Genomic DNA, 18,761 nt, shown 5'->3' with positions numbered 1-18,761 from the left:
TGATTTTGTAATTTGAAACCGTTTTGTAAAACTACAACTTAGCGAATGCTATCATGAGCGTGTGTTTGATTTCCATCATTCCAAAGTGTGAGGATATCCGTTGCCACAGAAGCGCCACTTCCCGCTGCAATGGCAAGTTGGCTTCTCCATCCCGCTAATGTTCCTGCAACATAAATTCCTTCGGCAACCAAGTGATCGGTGTTTTCTAATTGAAATCTGTTTTTCTCCGGAATCGATTTTTTATGTGGAATAACGTAATGCATTAATCCTTCGATGGCAAAAGTTTGAGAAGAATTAACAGCGACAACGATGGCTTTGGTCAAATAGGAATTTTTATTGGTTACAACCGTAAAATTACCAGCGAAGCCTTCAATCCGAATAACTTTTTCATTTTCAATTTGAGAAATATGCGGATATTGATCTTGTAATTGTTGGGTGCTTTGTGGTAATAAATCCGACCCTAAAGTTCCTGCAGGAATTCCGTAAGCGTTATTGAATAAAGCTTCTTGGAGATTAGATGATTTCTGATGCGTGAAGATGCCAATTTTTTTATCTGCAACAAAAGGCTTCTTTTTCGCGGAACCTAATATTAAAGCACACGAAATACCGGAAACGCCACCTCCAATAATTAGAACATCAAACATGGAATTTTAGTTTTGAGTTTTGTCTTGAATTGCTTTTGACATTCTGAAGATTAGCAAAATCAAAACTGCACAAATAGAAGCTGTAATTCCGATTAATCCTACAAGACTATCGCCTTTAAAAATATTATTAAAATCAAGTAAAGTAATATTAAAAATAATTAAAGCGAAGGCACAAACAATTAATATAGTAGTAAAAATTTTCATGTGAAGTAGTTTACGGGTGTGAAAGTAAAAAAAATAAACCTATATAAACAAGGCTTTAACATTACTTGCAAATAATTTAACAGCGATGGCAAGTAAAATTACACCAAATATTTTTCGGATCACACTCAGGCCATTGGCACCTAATTTCTTCTCAATCTTTTTAGATGCTTTTAGTACTAAATATACCAAAATAATATTAAGAACAATTGCAATGATAATATTAATAGCTTGGTATTGAGCTCGCAAAGAAAGCAGTGTTGTCATTGTTCCTGCACCTGCAATTAATGGAAAAGCGAGTGGTACAATAGAAGCTGAATTGGCTTCTTCGTCTTTGTAGAGTCTAATTCCTAGAATCATTTCTAATGCTAAGAAAAACAGTACAAAAGCACCGGCAACGGCAAATGAATTGACGTCAATTCCTATAAGACTCAAAATTTGTTCTCCCACAAATAGAAATGTAATCATAATAGCTCCGGCAACAATAGACGCTTTTCCAGATTCTACATGTCCAAATTTAGTGCGCAAATCTATAATAATAGGAATACTTCCGATGATATCAATTACGGCGAAAAGGACCATTGCAACAGTGATAATCTCTCTAAAATCTAAATTCATAACAGCTCATTTTTGTGGGTGCAAAAGTATTTTAAATATTTCTGTTGAACGCTAATTTTGCGTTAATTTTTAGTGCTGAAAATCAGTGATTTGCGAATTTTTTTAGAAGCCAAATTCTATTCGTAATTTAGCTGTGGTTATATGTTGCTTAAAAGTTCGTCCTTCCCTCTTTCAATCTTTCAATCTTTTTGTCTTTCAATCTTAAATCCAAAGTGTATCTTTGCCAAATGTTTCAACTAGGAAAAACCATCGTGTCGGAAGACATTTTAGAGAAAGATTTTGTGTGCAACCTTTCAGCGTGTAAAGGTGCTTGTTGTGTCGATGGCGATGCGGGAGCTCCTTTGACCGAAGAGGAAACAAAAATCATGGAATCGATTTATCCAAAAGTAAAACCTTTTTTACGCAAGGAGGGAATTGCTGCAATTGAAGCGCAAGGAACTTGGGTTGTGGGTACGGATGGAACTTTAGAAACGCCGTTGATTGACGGTAAAGATTGTGCTTACGTTATTTTTGACGGCAAAACCGCGCTTTGTGGAATTGAGCAAGCTTACAATCAGGGAGAAGTAGACTGGAAAAAACCGGTTTCCTGTCATTTATACCCAATTCGGGTGAAAGATTTTTCAGAATTTGCCGCTGTAAATTACGACAAGTGGGATATTTGTGATCCAGCTTGTAGTTTAGGAGCTGAACTAGTAGTTCCGGTTTACAAATTCGTTAAGGAAGCTTTGATTCGGAAATTTGGCGAAGATTGGTACGCTGAATTAGAAAAGGTAGCTGCTGATTTAAAGAAAGAGAAATCTCCAAAATAAATTTATTTTTAACTTTTTTATTACCTTAAATTGTCTTATATTTTAAGACGACTGCTTTGCTGAGTTTGTTTTTAACATATTGCTATTCAATTGTTTAAAAATTAAAAACCCGTTAAGCCTTGTCGTTCCTGCATTGTTTAAAACTATCAGAAATTGTGGATAAGTTTGGCTTTTTATTCCCCGAATAAATCGCAATCTTTGTAGAACACCAATCGCAAACGGTGTTATTTTTTAACCTTATAAAAGTCAGTTGGATATGTCAGTAGTAGAACCAATTTTGCAAGAAAATAAAAATCGATTTGTCATTTTCCCTATCAAACACCATGATATTTGGGAATGGTATAAGAAAATGGAGGCGAGTTTCTGGACGGCAGAAGAAATTGATTTATCGCAAGATTTAAACGACTGGAATAATAAGTTGAATAACGACGAAAGATATTTCATCAAACACATTTTAGCATTTTTTGCAGCTTCAGACGGAATTGTAAACGAAAACCTTGCTGAAAACTTCGTAAACGAAGTGCAATATGCGGAAGCTAAATTCTTTTATGGTTTCCAAATCATGATGGAAAACATTCACAGCGAAACCTATTCGTTGTTGATTGATACTTACGTGAAAGACGAAGCTGAGAAAGCAGATTTATTTAATGCATTAGAAGTTTTTCCTGCAATCAAGAAGAAAGCAGATTGGGCTATTCAATGGATTGATTCGGATTCTTTTGCTGAACGATTGATTGCTTTTGCAGCCGTAGAAGGGATTTTCTTCTCAGGTGCGTTCTGCTCCATTTTCTGGTTGAAGAAACGTGGATTGATGCCAGGATTGACGTTCTCAAACGAATTGATTTCGCGCGACGAAGGTGTGCACTGTGATTTTGCAGTGCATTTGCACCAACATCATTTGATTAACAAAGTTCCAAAAGATAGAATTAGAACGATTATTATTGATGCTTTAAACATCGAAAGAGAATTTATTACTGAATCGCTTCCTGTAAGTTTGATTGGTATGAATGCTAATTTGATGACGCAATATTTAGAGTTTGTAACGGATAGACTTTTAGTTGAATTAGGTTGTGACCGTGAATACAACACGCCAAATCCATTCGACTTTATGGACATGATTTCTTTACAGGGGAAAACAAACTTCTTTGAGAAAAAAGTAGCGGAATATCAGAAAGCTGGAGTAATGAACAGCGGAACTGGAACATCTGATGCACAGAAAATTAGTTTTGACGCGGATTTTTAAGAAGTTGTAGGTTCTAGGTTGTAAGTTGTATGTCTGAGCGTGATTGTAAATTGAACGCAGATGATGCGGATTTAACTGATTTACGCGGATTTTAAAAATTGAAATTACGTTAGATTCTAAAAAAGCCAAAGCCATAAAATTAGATTAACCCAGATAGCAGTGAAATCCTTTGTGTTTTTTCTTTATAAATACAAAGATGGAAGCGGATAGCTGGAAATAGCTTCAAAAAATAAGTCCAAAAAAACTTTGCGACTTTGTGCCTTAGTGGCAAAACAATGATTACAAATAACCCAAATTAGGAAAGGGATTTTCTAATTTGAAAAACAAAAAAACTATGTACGTAGTAAAAAGAGACGGGCGAAAAGAGCCGGTTATGTTTGACAAAATCACGGATAGAATTAAAAAACTATGCTATGGTTTAAATGATTTAGTAGATGCCGTAAAAGTAGCCATGCGTGTTATTGAAGGGCTTTACGACGGGGTTACGACTTCGGAATTGGACAATTTAGCGGCAGAAACTGCGGCTTCGATGACGATTGCTCATCCAGATTATGCACAATTAGCAGCAAGAATTGCGATTTCTAATTTGCACAAAAACACCACTAAATCCTTTTCGGAAACGATGAATGAAATGTTTCATTACATCAATCCTAGGACCAATCAAGAGGCACCATTGTTGTCTGAAGAAGTGCACAAAGTGATTATGGATAATGCGGAATTTTTAGATTCGCATATTATTTACAACAGAGATTTTAACTACGATTACTTCGGTTTTAAAACACTGGAACGTTCGTATTTACTAAAGATAAACGGCAAAATTGTAGAACGTCCTCAACATATGTTGATGCGTGTTTCGGTAGGGATTCACTTAGATGATTTGGATTCTGTATTAGAAACGTACGACTTGATGTCGAAAAAATTCTTCACGCATGCAACGCCAACGTTGTTTAATGCGGGAACTCCAAAACCTCAAATGTCTTCTTGTTTCCTTTTGGCAATGCAAGACGACAGTATTGATGGAATTTACGATACGTTGAAGCAAACAGCTAAAATTTCGCAATCTGCGGGAGGTGTTGGTTTGTCTATTCACAACGTTCGTGCAACGGGATCGTACATTCGTGGAACTAACGGAACTTCAAACGGAATTGTTCCGATGCTACGTGTTTTTAACGATACAGCTCGTTATGTAGACCAAGGTGGTGGAAAACGTAAGGGAAGTTTTGCGATTTACATCGAAACTTGGCATGCAGATATCTTTGACTTCTTGGATTTAAAGAAAAATACAGGTAAAGAAGAAATGCGTGCGAGAGATTTATTTTTCGCAATGTGGACTTCAGATTTGTTCATGAAACGAGTAGAAGAAGACAGTTATTGGACGTTGATGTGTCCAAATGAATGTCCAGGTTTATACGACGTTTATGGCGAAGAATTCGAGAAAATGTACGTTGATTATGAAGAACGTAAAAAAGGTAGAAAAACAATCAAGGCGCGTGAACTTTGGGAGAAAATCCTAGAATCGCAAATTGAAACGGGAACGCCTTATATGTTGTATAAAGATGCCGCCAACCGTAAATCGAATCAGAAGAATTTAGGTACCATTCGTTCCTCGAATTTGTGTACTGAAATTATGGAATATACTTCTGCTGATGAGGTTGCTGTTTGTAACTTGGCTTCGATTTCGTTACCAATGTTTGTGGAAAACGGAAAGTTTGACCACCAATTATTGCATGACGTAACCAAAAGAGTAACGCGTAACTTGAATAAAGTTATTGATAGAAATTACTATCCAGTAAAAGAAGCAGAGAACTCTAACATGCGTCACCGTCCGGTAGGATTAGGTGTGCAAGGTTTAGCAGATGCTTTTATCTTGTTGCGTTTGCCTTTTACAAGTGACGAAGCGAAGAAATTAAACGAAGAAATTTTTGAAACATTATACTTTGCGGCAGTAACTGCTTCAATGGAAATGGCAAAAGAAGAAGGACCGTATTCTACTTTTAAAGGTTCGCCAATTTCACAAGGAGAATTTCAATACAACCTTTGGGGATTGAAAGACGAAGATTTATCAGGACGTTGGGACTGGAGTTCGTTGAGAAAAGAAGTAATGGAACATGGTGTGAGAAATTCACTTTTAGTAGCGCCAATGCCAACGGCTTCAACTTCACAAATTCTTGGAAACAACGAAGCTTTTGAACCTTACACTTCTAATATTTACACAAGACGAGTACTTTCAGGCGAATTTATTGTGGTAAACAAACACTTATTACACGATTTAGTGGATTTAGGTTTGTGGAATGATAATTTGAAACAAGAAATCATGCGTCACAACGGTTCGGTTCAGAATATTGACGTTATTCCTCAAGATTTGAAGGAATTGTACAAAACCGTTTGGGAACTTTCGATGAAAGACATTATTGATATGTCAAGACATCGTGGTTACTTTATTGACCAATCGCAGTCGTTGAATTTATTCATGCAAGATGCAAACTATTCAAAATTGACATCCATGCATTTCTATGCTTGGAAATCAGGATTGAAAACCGGAATGTATTATTTGCGAACAAAATCGGCGGTAGATGCTATTCAGTTCACTTTGAATAACGACAAGAAAGTACAACCAATTGAGATTCCACAAGTGCAAGCGAAAGTGGCTCCTGTAGTTGCAGCACAAGTTGAAATGACTGCAGACGAATACAAAGCAATGATTGAAATGGCCAAAAGTGCCGCTCCAGATGATTGTGAAATGTGTGGTTCGTAAATAGAAGATTATAATTTGTTACATATAGTTAATTGAGAAAACAGCTGCCGAAAGGTGGCTGTTTTTTTTGTTTCGATATTGCTGAATTTAAATTTTTTTCAAAATTATATTACTACTCAATCTTTTTAAGCCGTGTTAGTTTGCTTATTATTAGAATTTCATCCAAACTATTTTCTAATTAAAAATATTTTCTTCTCTAATTACTTTTCTAAAAAAAATCAAAATTAATAGGTAACAATTTCAAATATAAATTGATTTAAAAGTATAAACCTTAATAATCAAAATATGAAGAAACCTTTTTGCCTCGAATTTTAATTTGAAAACAGTAGTTAATTAGAGCGGAACCTGAAAAGCTTATAGAGTAAGGGAAATAGAAAAAGTAAGTATTATGAAAAATTTTATCTTAATAATAGGACTGCTCATGCTAAACATAGTAACAGGGCAAAATTTAATAATAAATGGAGATTTTGAACTTGGAACGATTCCTACTGATCGATCGCAGTTGAATCGCGCAACGGGTTGGACTGATGATTGTTCATATTATCCAACTAATCGTGCCGATTTAATGGATCGTGCATCTTCAAACAGTTTAGTTGGTGTTCCTGTTAATTGGTTTGGAAATTTAGACGAACGAAATGGAAACAACCGATATGTTTATTTTGGGTCAGGTCAAGGTGGTGCGATGGGTCAAGATATTGCTCCTGAAATTATAAAAGGCTCTTTATGCAGTCCTTTGATTTCAGGTCAGTACGATTTAAGTTTTTGGGTCGCGCTTACTCAAAAAATACAGTTTATCCCGATAAATGTTGATAAGCAAATACTGCAAGTTTATTTGGTTAATAATAATGATTGTGATGGTAAATTGGTATATACTTCACCAAACAACACACTGAAAACGTGGAACCAGCTAACTACTAGCTTTACTATAACGCCAGCCGAATCAAATTTGTATAATAAAATACTAATCAAATTTAAACCGTTTACAAATCAAAATACGCAGGGGATTTTAGTGGATGGTTTCGATTTGAGAAAGCTGTGCGATACTATCGATTTTAATTTGCCAAGTATCATTTATTCATGTAGTAAAATGGAAGAGTTATGTGCTCCAAGTCCAGTAATGTGCGATAGCTATCAGTATAATTGGGGCTCCACTACTTCTAATTTAAGTTTAAGCACTGCAAAGTGTTTTACCCCTTCGCAACCTGGTAATTATTCGCTTATCATTACAAATAGCGCTGGCTGCACCTTTACCCACTTATTTACTGTAACTGATCAAATCCCAACTGTAAATCTTGGGCCGGATATAATTATCTGTGAAGGAGAATATACTGCAATTCCTAGTATTACAATTTCAAATCAAGGTTTTGATAACAGTAATTTCATAATAACTTGGTATCACAATGGAAACGTGGTTCAAAATGGAGGTACTGTTTTGCTAATGAATCCAATAAGTGGTGTAATTTCGGTTGAAGTTTCGCTACCTGGTTGCAAACCTCAAAGCGACCAAATTTCAATTATTACAAAAAAATGTTGTCCTACTGAAGTAAATATAGGTATGATACTTTGTAAAGGTGAAGAACCAATATTTCATGTTTTAGACCAAGGCTTTGATCAGCAAGGAACTGTTATTACATGGTTTTTGGATGGACAAGTTATTCAAAATGGCGGAGAAATATTAAATACTACAGTTTATGGAAATGGAAAACTAACAGTGAATGTAACAAAACCAGGTTGTCCAGAAGTGTCAGATAGCATTTTGATTAGTTGCAAAGATGATGGCAAACAAACCGCATGCTTTAAGTTTAACGATGTGCATTCTCTAGCAAGAGCGTCGTCATTTTATGGTCCGATGCAAATTAATGAATTTTGCTTACGTAGTAAAATAGTTATCGACGGAAGTTGCAGTATGAATGAGAGTGGTTATCATCTGCGAATTGCAGAATTTAATTTAGTGAATTGGACTTTTGTTCAGGATTTATATAACAATTGGGTGAGCGCCTCTGGCACAGTTCCGTCTAGTGTAACGTTAAATAATTTAGTCAATAGTATGAATTTTGTTCCGGGGAAAATATACTTTGTCGCGATCTCAACAGGGCCAGTTTGGACCTCTTCTCCGCCACAATTCTTCAGAGTGATAGATTGTAAAAAACCGGATTTTGTAAGCAGTACTGTAAGTGAAATGAGTTTGCTAAAGATGTATCCAAATCCAACGAGCGACACTGTTAATTTTGTTTTTGATAAAGAACATAATGGTAAGATTGATATTTATAGTCTAGAAGGAAAACTGATTCAATCCGAAAAATTTATAAATAGTAATCAATCTGCTGCAAACTTAAGTGCTATTCCAGCAGGAACTTACGTTGCTAAAATTGCTATCGGTGACGAAATTATCACAAAAAAAATAATAAAAAAATAAGGCAATAAGTTTTTTCGAAAACTTTAAAAAAATATGTAATTATCCTCAAAAGAGCTAAAAACTTTTTTGGGGATATTTTTTTTAGTACCGAAGCCACTGTTTTCATAGTAAGATTTAAAAATTTTAATTGAAAAGAAAAAGAATTAGAAATAATAAAAGAGCGTTTTTAGAAGTTTTAATAAGTTTTGAATTGCTTACAGGAGTTTTGCCACTTTAATTTTAAGTGAAATTTACAACTGTTTCCAATTTAAATTGTTTCTTTTGTAGTTCCTTTAAAAGTGAATTTTTATGCACGGTACTTCTTCCCATACGTTAATCGAAGCCACTCGAAAAGCAGAAAATTACTGTGTTTACCAAGAGCGTTGCCATCAAGAGGTAATTTCGAAATTACAATCCTTGCGAATGATTCCCGAAGCAATTGATGTAATATTGGTTCACCTCATTGAACATGATTTTCTGAATGAAACGCGTTTTGCGTGTAGTTTTGCACGTGGCAAACACCGTATTAAATATTGGGGAAGAATCAGAATTGTTCGCGAACTCAAAATGCGAAAAATCTCGGAATTCAATATCAAACAAGGCTTAAAGGAATTGGATTATGATGAATACTTAACTAATTTCGATACTTTATCAGATCGTCACTGGGAACACATGACGGAACGAGTCAAACTCATTAAGCGGAAAAAATTCTGCGATTTTATGTTGCGTAAGGGTTTTGAAAGTGATTTGGTTTATGCCAAGGTTAAGGAGTTGGAAATGAAATAAGGAAAACTTAAAACCGTACTTTTTTACCAAAAGAAAGTTCGTTATCGTAATCACCTCTTGTCATAAAAATAAATAATTTAAAGTTGCAAGAAGTTGTTTTTAACAACTTCTGTACGCTTTTATTTCATAAAATCACATTAAATCTACTACAACGTTTTCGCAATTAGTGCCGTTCAACTGATAATCGAACCGTTCATCGAATATAGTAAAATTCCTACAACCATTCTTGCTCGTTCTTCGTAAGTGATTGTAATTTTGAAAATTAGTAATAAGGAAATTTTATTTTCTTTATTTCTCGTTTACCCCAAAACTACTTTATTATGAAAAGATTATTAGTGTTGTTTGTTGTTTTGTTGCCGGTTATTGTGATGGGACAGGTTGATTTAGTAAGATGGAATGGATTTGACAAAAAACCTGATCCAACACTAATACTGACTGACGGCTCAATTTCTTCTAATCCTGTTGGGGGTCTTTTTGTGACTGATAACTATGGTTCAAATCCATTTTCAGGATTTAGAGGTACAAATTATAATACATCTGCAACTACACCAGATTACAATAATTTTATCGAGTTTTCAATTAAAGCAAAAAATGGCTTTAAAATAGATTTGAGTGAATTCAAATTTATTTATGCTAATCAGCCAGGTGGTCCAAGAAATTTTGAAGTGAGATATTCTACAGACACTTCCAATGGTACTTTTATTGAAACGATAAGTAATGTTACATCTAGCCCAAAACAAAAAAAACTCAATCTCACTGGTTTAAATGTCCAAGCCAATCAAACTTTTTACATACGGATTTATCCATTTAATCGCGAAAATGTTTCTTGGTCAGGCGGTACATTTCATATAAAGCATGGAACAAATGATAATTTTGCTGTTGATAATATATCAGGGCCAACTTTTAGTGGAAAAGTCGTAACTGTTTGTACCCCTCAAGGAGACCAAAATTCTTACTTAACAGATAAATGGTTAGGTTATACTTATGATTTGCCAAGTAGCTTTTCTTATTCAGCAAATACGTTCCCTACGACTAGTTACAAAGGTTATGTCACTGAAAATAATCTAAATTTTGATCGTGACAATGCAGCTTCAACACCGGGCGGTAATACCGTCAATTTGTGTAACCCACAAATTAATAATTTTGCAATTAGATACCGCAGAAATGTAAAATTAGATTCGGGTAATTATATTTTTACAGTTGGCGGAGACGATGGATACCGTTTAAGTATTGATGGCGGATTAACGTGGATTATTAATAATTGGACAGATCAATCATACACAACAACGAATTCGTCAACAATTTGTATAGATGGAAATGATAAAAAATTTATACTTGAATATATTGAAAATACAGGTAATTCACGCGTTAGTTTTAAATATACAAAAGTTGCAGATCTTACGGCGCCAACTTCAATTTCAGGACTTAACAGTAATTGTGCTGCGGGAGAAGCGATAACTTTGACGGCTGTAGGTTCTAATGGAGTTAACGGTAATTACCGCTGGGGAACTGGAGTTCCTGGTTCAAACATTATAGGATCTGAAAATAACGCTACAATAATTGTAAGTCCAACTGTTACTACAACATATTGGGTTCAAGTTATTCAATGTGGCGGATTCTCAACAGCTGTTACGAAAACCATTTCCATTGGGACGCCTGGAGATCCAAATGTTTTTGGAAATAATATTTGGAATGTTTATGCTTTTGCAGATAAAAGTATGACACCTGCTTTAACCTCCTACAAAGGATATTACAAACAAAACACACTTGGAGCGGACACGCAGGATTTAGCTAATAATGGCTGGGATAAAAATCTATCTCCAAGTACTTCACAAGGTTGGTTAGGATGTTCAGTTCTTAATGATAATTTTACAATAATACACAAACGGCAAGGGTTTCCATCTGGGAGTTATAAATTGACCGTTAGGAATTATGATGATAAAACACAAGTTATAATTGATGGTGTTTTAGTGCGTAATTATACTAACTGGTACGGAGGAAGCGATACGTACAAAGATGAGTTAGGTCTTTTTTGTTTTGATGCTAATACTAAGATTGAAGTTAGAACAATTGAAGATTCTGGCGATGCGAATTTCAGAATTGATATTGTAAAATCCGAAAATAATTTTGCTGGAAATACGTGGCAGAACAATTCTGCTCCAGAAAATTCAGATGCCATTGTAAAAAGCAATTTGACTTTAACGCAGGATTTGACTATTTGTACGTGTATAGTTAAAGATGGTATAACGATAATGGTACCGAGCGATTTAACATTAACGGTAATTGGTGACGTAAGTGTTGAAGGTTCAGGCAAAATTATTATTGAAAACAACGGTTCATTTGTTCAAGTAAAAGAAAATGCTTCTTATACGGGGACTGAAAATTCTTTCGAAGTTAAAAGACATACACAACCCGTTCGTCGTTACGATTTTACATATTGGTCTTCGCCTGTTGCGGACTGGAAGTTGAACGAATTGTCTCCAAACACTTTATCGGATAAATATTATCAATATAACCCAAATAGTAGTTGGGCTATTTTATATGGTGGAAACGTGCCTATGGAAATAGGTCGCGGATACTGTGTTCGTGCACCTCAAAACTTTGAAATTAATTCAGTGGCAGTTGATATCAATACAAGATTTATTGGAAAGCCCAATAATGGAAACATTACTTTTAATACAGGAAACGAAGGATCATATAATTTAGTTGGAAATCCTTATGCAAGTGCTCTTTCGGCTGACGAATTTATTAAAGACAATAAAGATATTATTACAGGAACATTATATTTTTGGACACACAATACCGCAAACACTAATTATCAATACAGCCCTGCTGATTATGCTGCATACAATTTTGTAGGTGGTGTGGCTACTCAACCTGCAGCAGTGGGAGGTAGTAAACCATCGGGAAATATTGCTTCAGGCCAAGGGTTTTTTATAGAACGTAATAAAACCAATTCATCTAATACTTTAGTTTTTAATAATAAAATGCGAGTAATTGGAAAAAATAAACAGTTTTATAAAACAACGCCAACACAAGTGGATCAAGCACTTTATAGAAATAGATTTTGGATTAATGTGTCAAACGAGAATAATGCTTTTTCTGAATTATTAGTAGGATATGTTTCGGGTGCCACGGATGGATTTGACAATGGCTACGATGGAGCAACTTTTGGAGGAAATGTAATTTCTATGTATTCCATTCTAGGACAATCTACTTTAGCCATTCAAGGTAAAAGTTTGAATTTTGAAAATACAGATGTGATTCAACTTGGATATACGACAAACGTTGGTGGACAATTTAAAATTAATCTGACTGATTTTGACGGATTTTTTGTGGCACAAGATATCTTCTTAAAAGATAAAAGTAACGGAGCGATCGTTAATCTTAAAGAAATGGATTACAGCTTTACAACGGCTACGGGAACTTTCAACGAACGATTCGAAATTTTGTATCAAAATCCTGACGATACACTAGGAACAGAAACGCCAACAATTACTGCAAATTCAATCCTAGTATTCAACAAGAATAACCAAATCAATATAAAATCAACAGATGTAACCATTGATAATGTAATTATTTATGACCTTCAAGGACGCGAGATTTTTACTAAAAAGAATGTTAATGCACAAGAATTTACCACTCAATCACTTTCGGTAAACAACCAAGTTGTGATTGTAAAAGTGATTACCGATACCAAAGCTGAATTGGTTAAAAAGATTATTTTGAACTAAGATTAGATTTTGCTTTACTTAAAATTTCCATCACGAAAGCAGTGGAAATTTTTTTTGGAACATATTTTTGTCAATCATTCTATTGGCAAACCAAATTCTTCTTACATTTGAAAAAAAAAGAAATTATGACGAAAGAAAAAGGCGTTTACACAGGAATTATTGAGCAAGATGCAGATGGAAATTTTTTCTGTGGGCCGTATTTATTAGACTATAACTATACCGTCGCCAATTTTAAATTAGGTGATGAAGTAAACATCAAAACGGTGATTACAAATCCAAGCGACAGAAGCTACAATAAGTACAACCAGAAATCAAGATTATTCTTCTTGGCCAATGAAAAGGAATAATTGGAACAAAAGCAATATACTATAGGATTTTGACAAAAAGCAATATTTTTTATTTTCCTATAACGCGAACGGCTTTCACAAATCGTTTTGTATAGCCCTTATTTTTCATACTGGTTACGATTACTTTCATTTCACGACCGGAAGATGCATGAATAAAATCGCTTTTAATTCCGTTCGCTTTTGATACGATTCCAATGTGGCCAATGACATCGCGGGTTGGACTTAAAAACAGCAGCAAATCTCCTTTTTGGACTTCGTTGAGTGGAATTTCCGTGCCAAAATTAGCGAAGGATGCGGAACTTCGAGGAACATTGATTTTAAAGTGTTGAAATACAAAATAGACAAATCCCGAACAATCAAATCCGTCTTTACTGCAGCCACTTTCGACATACGGAGTTCCCAAATATTCCATTCCGTAGCTTACAATACGATCCTGTAAACTATCATTTACTGCATAAGTTTGTACAATCAATTCGGGAATTTCAGATACAAATTCAGTGCCTGTTTCTTTTGGCTTTTGGTATATTCCGTACGAAATGTAAGCAACACCAATTGCTACGAATACGATAGAAATCAAACTAACTAGTTTTTTTGTGCCCATTCGGTGAATTATATTTTTGTAAACTTATTCGTTTTAACTGTATAATTCATCACAAGATTTAAAGTTGATATTGTAAAATTTGGGTCAAAAAAAAGAATTTTAAATACTTTCGTATTCAAATTAGTGCGATAAATCAGTTTTTACTTGAAAAAAATCAGTTAGTTCTATCGAAATTAATTTCCGACTCCTTCCTATTTATGTATCTTTGAAAAACGCTGAAATTCAAAATAACGTTTCATAAACGAACGATAAAAATTGGAGAATCAGTACTTTTAAAATCATAAAACAGATCAAATCAATACTATATCAAAATGATGCACTGGGAACAACTGTTATCGCTTAAACGCCAAGGCGATAAAAATAAACGCTTGCGCAAAGAACAAGACGAAACCCGACTTGTTTTTGAAGTCGATTTTGATCGGATTATTTTCTCGGCAGCATTTCGCAGTTTACAAGATAAAACCCAGGTAATTCCCTTGTCAAAGACTGATTTTGTGCATACTCGCCTGACGCATAGTTTAGAAGTTTCAGTAGTTGGACGTTCTATTGGCCGATTAGTTGGAAAGAAAATACTCGAAAAATATCCGTATTTACAAGAAATTCACGGTTATCAAGCGAATGATTTTGGGGCAATTGTCGCCGCTGCTTCATTGGCACACGATATCGGAAATCCACCCTTTGGACATTCTGGTGAAAAGGCAATCGGCGAATATTTCAAAATAGGAAAAGGTGCTTGTTTTCAAAAGCAGCTTTCGCCAAAAGAATGGCAGGATTTAATTGATTTTGAGGGAAATGCAAACGGTTTTTCGGTACTAAGTACATCAAGAGAAGGTATTGAAGGCGGAATTCGTTTGGCGTATGCCACTTTAGGGGCTTTTATGAAATACCCGAAGGAATCTTTGCCAAAAAAGCCAACCAAACAAATCTCAGATAAGAAATACGGCTATTTTCAGCAAGACAAATTGTTCTTTCAAGAAGTCGCTACTGATTTGGGATTAATCCAAAAATCAGATGCAAATGAAGTACATTACCACCGTCATCCACTTGCTTTTTTAGTGGAAGCTGCCGATGATATTTGCTACACGATCATTGATTTTGAAGACGGCATCAACCTCGGTTTGGTTTCTGAAGATTATGCGTTAGAATACTTGATAAAATTAGTAAAAGACCGAATTGACACTCCCAAATTCAATCAGTTAACGAGTAAAGAAGACCGAATCAGTTATTTAAGAGCCGTTGCGATTGGGACTTTAATTGAAGATGTGGTTGCAATTTTTATTGAAAATGAAGAAGCCATTCTGAAAGGCGAATTCCACCATGCATTGACGGACAAAAGTAAATACCAAGCTCAGATGAAAGACATTATCAACTTGAGTGTGCAAAATATTTACCAAAGTCGGGAAGTGATTGAAAAGGAAATTGTGGGCTATGAAATTCTACAAACCTTGCTAGACAAATTTATTACGGCGGTTAATAACCAATACGAAGGAACGCTGTCTAATTATGATCAGTTGATTTTAAAAATGTTACCTGAAAAATTTCAGCAGGAAAAAGAAACATTGTACGGACGCTTGCTTCATATTTGCCATTATGTTTCACTATTAACTGACGGAAATGCTTTGGAATTGTTTGAAATGATCAATGGACGTAAAAAGGTGTAGCTAAAGAAGGAGTTTTAGTTCCTTTGCTTTTATAAAAATTATCAGGAACGCAGATTTTGAACAAACGTTAACTGCTTCTTTAATAAATTTAATCTGTGAAAATTTGTGCAATCTGTATAAAATAAAAGAATAATTCTAATCTAAAAACTATAAGTCACTCCAACTCCTAACATCTGTTTCAACTGAATTTTTGGACCTAAAGTCACTTGTTTCCCATCCACTTCTTCTTTAGCTTTGATGTCGTCGTCGTAGATTAAGTGCGTGTTGATGTTGGCTCTAACGTATTTATTCACAATAAAATCCCACTGCATTTGCCAGTCGACATCAATATTTCCAAATTTATTAATGTAGTCGCTGTACAAACTCAATCGGTTGTCGAGTTTTACATTTTTAAATACTTCTTGTTTAAATCCTGCAGTGACTAGAACTCCTAGTTCTGTTCGGGACTGTTCTCCTTTCCGAATCAATTCTTTCGTAACGGGATCATAAATCGCTTTTGTAACCCCAAAAGCACCTTGGTTAGCCAATCGTTGATTTAAGACAAGTGTGTTTTTCATCGTCATCGGAGAAAGATACAGTTGAAGTGTCTTTTTCTTATCGTTGTATTCCGCTCCAACTCCTAGAAAAGTGTATGCGGGTGCAAACGCTTGCGATATTGAAATGTCTTTGTTTGGGTAGGAATATCCATCTGTAAATTGTGTTCGGAAATTAAATTTCGCACTGTGATACCAGTTGGATGTTGTGTCTTTTCTGTAACCAAAAGTCGAGTTAAATTGCAACGCGTCATCGGTTTTACGAAGTTCTATTCCGTCTTGCTTGCTGATTCCGTAGCGAATCACCAACTCATTCAACCATTTCTGGTTACTTACCGCATAATTTCTTGTGAATGTTCCTTTTAATAACCCTGAAATTGAACTGTTTCCTCCGGCATTCCAGTTGACGAAAGCAATTTCGTTTAAATCAAATCCTACGATGTTTTCCTTTTTCCAATTTGACGGAACTACTTTAATGGAGTCCACTTTTTTAGTAGTAATGGTATCACCTGTTTGTGAAAATGTGGGAACTGAAAACAAAAGAAATAACCCAAAGGTTAAGCTTACTAATCGCATAGAAAATAGTTTAATTCGGGACAACAATTTGCAAAAGTCGGCAATTTCAAAGGCTTTCAAAAACAATTTGCAAACTTTTAGCATCGATTTTACAAATCTCTTGTAGCTCGTGCACAGTTCCGTGTTCAATAAATGTATCCGGAATTCCTAAAATCTGTAGATCATTTTTGTAGTTGTGTTTTGAAGCAAATTCTGCAATACCGCTTCCAAAACCTCCTTTTACAGTACCATCTTCAACGGAAAGAATGGTGGAATATTGTTTGAATATGTGATGTAGTAATTCTTCATCCATAGGCTTGACCCAAGGAAAATGATAGTGTGAAATGAAAATGTCTTTGGCACGCAAATTCAAGGCATCACTAACATTATTGCCTATCGTTCCTGTTGAAATTACAGCAAATGAAGTTCCTTTTTGCAATTGAAAGCCTTTTCCAATTTGGATTTCTTCGTAACTTCCTAAATGATTTTTTTGCCAATCCACAGTAATTCCACGACCTCTTGGATACCGAATGGCAATAGGATGTGGCAATCCAAGTTGAGCTGTATACAGGATGTTTTGTAATTCTAATTCTGTTCGTGGTGCATAAATCAGCATATTAGGAATGCAACGAAGGTAAGCTAAATCAAAAACGCCGTGATGAGTGGCGCCATCTTCACCAACTAATCCTGCTCGATCGAGGCAGAAAATAACGGGTAAGTTTTGCAAGGCCACATCGTGAATGATCTGATCGTAAGCTCGTTGCATAAACGACGAATAAATGTTGCAATAAACAACCATTCCTTGAGTAGCCATTCCTGCAGAAAGTGTTACCGCATGTTGTTCGGCAATTCCAACGTCAAAGGCTCTTTTTGGGAATGCATCCATCATGAATTTCAGCGAACTTCCCGAAGGCATTGCCGGAGTGATTCCGATGATTTTTTCATTCTTTCGAGCTAAATCTAAAAGCGTTAATCCAAAAACATCTTGAAATTTTGGCGGTAAATGTGCTTCCGATTTTAGGATAACTTCTCCCGTTATTTTGTCGAATTTTCCTGGGGCATGATATTTTACTTGGTCGGCTTCGGCTTGCTTTAAACCTTTCCCTTTGGTTGTAATGAGGTGCAGGAATTTTGGTCCTGATGTGGTTTTAAGTCTTTTGAGTTCTTTGATTACGGCAAAAATATCGTGTCCATCAATAGGTCCAGAATAATCAAAGTTTAACGACTTGATCATGTTGTTTTGCTTTGGATTCTTTCCCGATTTGACGGCGGTTAAGTAATTTTTTAAAGCACCAACACTTGGATCAATTCCGATGGCGTTGTCGTTTAAGATTACCAGTAAATTGGCATCTGTAACTCCAGCGTGATTCAGTCCCTCGAACGCCATTCCGGATGCAATTGAAGCGTCGCCAATTACGGCAATGTGGTTTTTGTGTGTTTCTCCTTTCAAATGAGAAGCAATTGCCATTCCCAAAGCGGCTGAAATTGCAGTAGAAGAATGGCCTACGCCAAAGGTATCAAAATCACTTTCACTTCTTTTTGGAAAACCAGAAATTCCTCCAAGCTGACGATTCGTTTCAAAATTATCTTTTCTTCCTGTTAAAATTTTGTGTCCGTAGGCTTGGTGTCCCACGTCCCAAACAAGTAAATCTTCAGGCGTGTTAAACACATAATGCAAGGCAATTGTCAATTCCACGACTCCTAAACTCGCTCCTAAATGACCTTCTTTTACAGAGACGATATCAATAATAAAGTCGCGTAATTCTTGGGCAAGTTGGGGTAAATCCTTTTCTGGAATTTGGCGTAAATCGGCCGGAGAATTGATTTGTGAAAGTAACGTAGATTTCATAGTTGGAATAAAAACCAAATTTACAATATT

Annotated in this window: 14 protein-coding genes; 8 read left to right on the top strand and 6 right to left on the bottom strand. The window is 35.3% G+C overall.

Annotated elements, in window-relative coordinates:
- Positions 1-38: 38 nt before the first annotated feature.
- Genes YWA_RS0112610 through YWA_RS0112600 form a run of 3 tightly spaced genes read right to left on the bottom strand, consistent with a single transcriptional unit; the run spans position 39 to position 1,463 of the window.
- Positions 39-644 carry an FAD-dependent oxidoreductase gene (locus YWA_RS0112610; RefSeq protein ID WP_022828872.1) on the bottom strand — a complete coding sequence of 202 codons (606 nt, stop codon included), beginning with the start codon at positions 642-644 and terminating at the stop codon, positions 39-41.
- Positions 645-650: 6 nt separating this feature from the next.
- Positions 651-848, bottom strand: a complete 198-nt coding sequence (locus YWA_RS0112605) for a hypothetical protein (RefSeq protein ID WP_022828871.1) — start codon at positions 846-848, stop codon at positions 651-653.
- Positions 849-887: 39 nt separating this feature from the next.
- Positions 888-1,463, bottom strand: a complete 576-nt coding sequence (locus tag YWA_RS0112600; RefSeq protein WP_022828870.1) for a MarC family protein — start codon at positions 1,461-1,463, stop codon at positions 888-890.
- A gap of 227 nt (positions 1,464-1,690) precedes the next feature.
- On the opposite strand from YWA_RS0112600, the gene YWA_RS0112595 reads away from it, so the two are divergent.
- The 7 genes from YWA_RS0112595 (at position 1,691) to YWA_RS0112560 (ending at position 13,532) form a co-directional block, all read left to right on the top strand.
- Entirely contained in the window at positions 1,691-2,272 is a 582-nt protein-coding gene (locus YWA_RS0112595) for a DUF3109 family protein (RefSeq protein ID WP_022828869.1), read from the top strand.
- Between the two features lie 256 nt (positions 2,273-2,528).
- Complete coding sequence (locus tag YWA_RS0112590; protein WP_022828868.1) at positions 2,529-3,515, top strand: ribonucleotide-diphosphate reductase subunit beta; 987 nt, start codon at positions 2,529-2,531, stop codon at positions 3,513-3,515.
- 334 nt (positions 3,516-3,849) lie between these two features.
- Positions 3,850-6,270 carry a ribonucleoside-diphosphate reductase subunit alpha gene (locus YWA_RS0112585; RefSeq protein ID WP_022828867.1) on the top strand — a complete coding sequence of 807 codons (2,421 nt, stop codon included), beginning with the start codon at positions 3,850-3,852 and terminating at the stop codon, positions 6,268-6,270.
- 421 nt (positions 6,271-6,691) lie between these two features.
- Positions 6,692-8,686, top strand: a complete 1,995-nt coding sequence (locus YWA_RS0112580; protein WP_022828866.1) for a T9SS type A sorting domain-containing protein — start codon at positions 6,692-6,694, stop codon at positions 8,684-8,686.
- A 288-nt stretch (positions 8,687-8,974) separates the two neighbouring features.
- Positions 8,975-9,451, top strand: a complete 477-nt coding sequence (locus YWA_RS0112570) for a regulatory protein RecX (protein ID WP_022828864.1) — start codon at positions 8,975-8,977, stop codon at positions 9,449-9,451.
- A 320-nt stretch (positions 9,452-9,771) separates the two neighbouring features.
- Entirely contained in the window at positions 9,772-13,185 is a 3,414-nt protein-coding gene (locus tag YWA_RS0112565) for a PA14 domain-containing protein (RefSeq protein ID WP_022828863.1), read from the top strand.
- Positions 13,186-13,310: 125 nt separating this feature from the next.
- Positions 13,311-13,532: a hypothetical protein gene (locus YWA_RS0112560; protein ID WP_026718794.1), complete on the top strand. Its 222-nt coding sequence runs from the start codon at positions 13,311-13,313 to the stop codon at positions 13,530-13,532.
- A gap of 49 nt (positions 13,533-13,581) precedes the next feature.
- On the opposite strand, the gene YWA_RS15120 is transcribed toward YWA_RS0112560, so the two are convergent.
- Complete coding sequence (locus tag YWA_RS15120) at positions 13,582-14,133, bottom strand: C40 family peptidase (RefSeq protein WP_022828861.1); 552 nt, start codon at positions 14,131-14,133, stop codon at positions 13,582-13,584.
- Between the two features lie 314 nt (positions 14,134-14,447).
- Between YWA_RS15120 and YWA_RS0112550 the strand changes: the two genes are divergently transcribed.
- Entirely contained in the window at positions 14,448-15,794 is a 1,347-nt protein-coding gene (locus YWA_RS0112550; protein WP_026718793.1) for a deoxyguanosinetriphosphate triphosphohydrolase, read from the top strand.
- A gap of 140 nt (positions 15,795-15,934) precedes the next feature.
- Here the strand turns inward: YWA_RS0112550 and YWA_RS0112545 are convergent, their stop codons facing one another.
- Together YWA_RS0112545 and YWA_RS0112540 are read right to left on the bottom strand one after the other, a co-directional pair.
- Complete coding sequence (locus YWA_RS0112545; protein ID WP_026718792.1) at positions 15,935-16,903, bottom strand: DUF3078 domain-containing protein; 969 nt, start codon at positions 16,901-16,903, stop codon at positions 15,935-15,937.
- 46 nt (positions 16,904-16,949) lie between these two features.
- Complete coding sequence (locus YWA_RS0112540; protein WP_022828858.1) at positions 16,950-18,731, bottom strand: 1-deoxy-D-xylulose-5-phosphate synthase; 1,782 nt, start codon at positions 18,729-18,731, stop codon at positions 16,950-16,952.
- Between the last annotated feature and the right edge of the window lie 30 nt (positions 18,732-18,761).

It is taken from the genome of Flavobacterium antarcticum DSM 19726 (genome assembly GCF_000419685.1).
In the GTDB taxonomy this organism is placed as follows: Bacteria; Bacteroidota; Bacteroidia; order Flavobacteriales; family Flavobacteriaceae; genus Flavobacterium; species Flavobacterium antarcticum.
This window is presented reverse-complemented; position numbering and strand designations above follow the sequence as displayed.

Coding starts and splice junctions, on each gene's coding strand:
- YWA_RS0112610 (WP_022828872.1), bottom strand. CDS start 644: ATGTTTGATGTTCTAATTATTGGAGGTGGCGTTTCCGGTATTTCGTGT.
- YWA_RS0112605 (WP_022828871.1), bottom strand. CDS start 848: ATGAAAATTTTTACTACTATATTAATTGTTTGTGCCTTCGCTTTAATT.
- YWA_RS0112600 (WP_022828870.1), bottom strand. CDS start 1,463: ATGAATTTAGATTTTAGAGAGATTATCACTGTTGCAATGGTCCTTTTC.
- YWA_RS0112595 (WP_022828869.1), top strand. CDS start 1,691: ATGTTTCAACTAGGAAAAACCATCGTGTCGGAAGACATTTTAGAGAAA.
- YWA_RS0112590 (WP_022828868.1), top strand. CDS start 2,529: ATGTCAGTAGTAGAACCAATTTTGCAAGAAAATAAAAATCGATTTGTC.
- YWA_RS0112585 (WP_022828867.1), top strand. CDS start 3,850: ATGTACGTAGTAAAAAGAGACGGGCGAAAAGAGCCGGTTATGTTTGAC.
- YWA_RS0112580 (WP_022828866.1), top strand. CDS start 6,692: ATGCTAAACATAGTAACAGGGCAAAATTTAATAATAAATGGAGATTTT.
- YWA_RS0112570 (WP_022828864.1), top strand. CDS start 8,975: ATGCACGGTACTTCTTCCCATACGTTAATCGAAGCCACTCGAAAAGCA.
- YWA_RS0112565 (WP_022828863.1), top strand. CDS start 9,772: ATGAAAAGATTATTAGTGTTGTTTGTTGTTTTGTTGCCGGTTATTGTG.
- YWA_RS0112560 (WP_026718794.1), top strand. CDS start 13,311: ATGACGAAAGAAAAAGGCGTTTACACAGGAATTATTGAGCAAGATGCA.
- YWA_RS15120 (WP_022828861.1), bottom strand. CDS start 14,133: ATGGGCACAAAAAAACTAGTTAGTTTGATTTCTATCGTATTCGTAGCA.
- YWA_RS0112550 (WP_026718793.1), top strand. CDS start 14,448: ATGCACTGGGAACAACTGTTATCGCTTAAACGCCAAGGCGATAAAAAT.
- YWA_RS0112545 (WP_026718792.1), bottom strand. CDS start 16,903: ATGCGATTAGTAAGCTTAACCTTTGGGTTATTTCTTTTGTTTTCAGTT.
- YWA_RS0112540 (WP_022828858.1), bottom strand. CDS start 18,731: ATGAAATCTACGTTACTTTCACAAATCAATTCTCCGGCCGATTTACGC.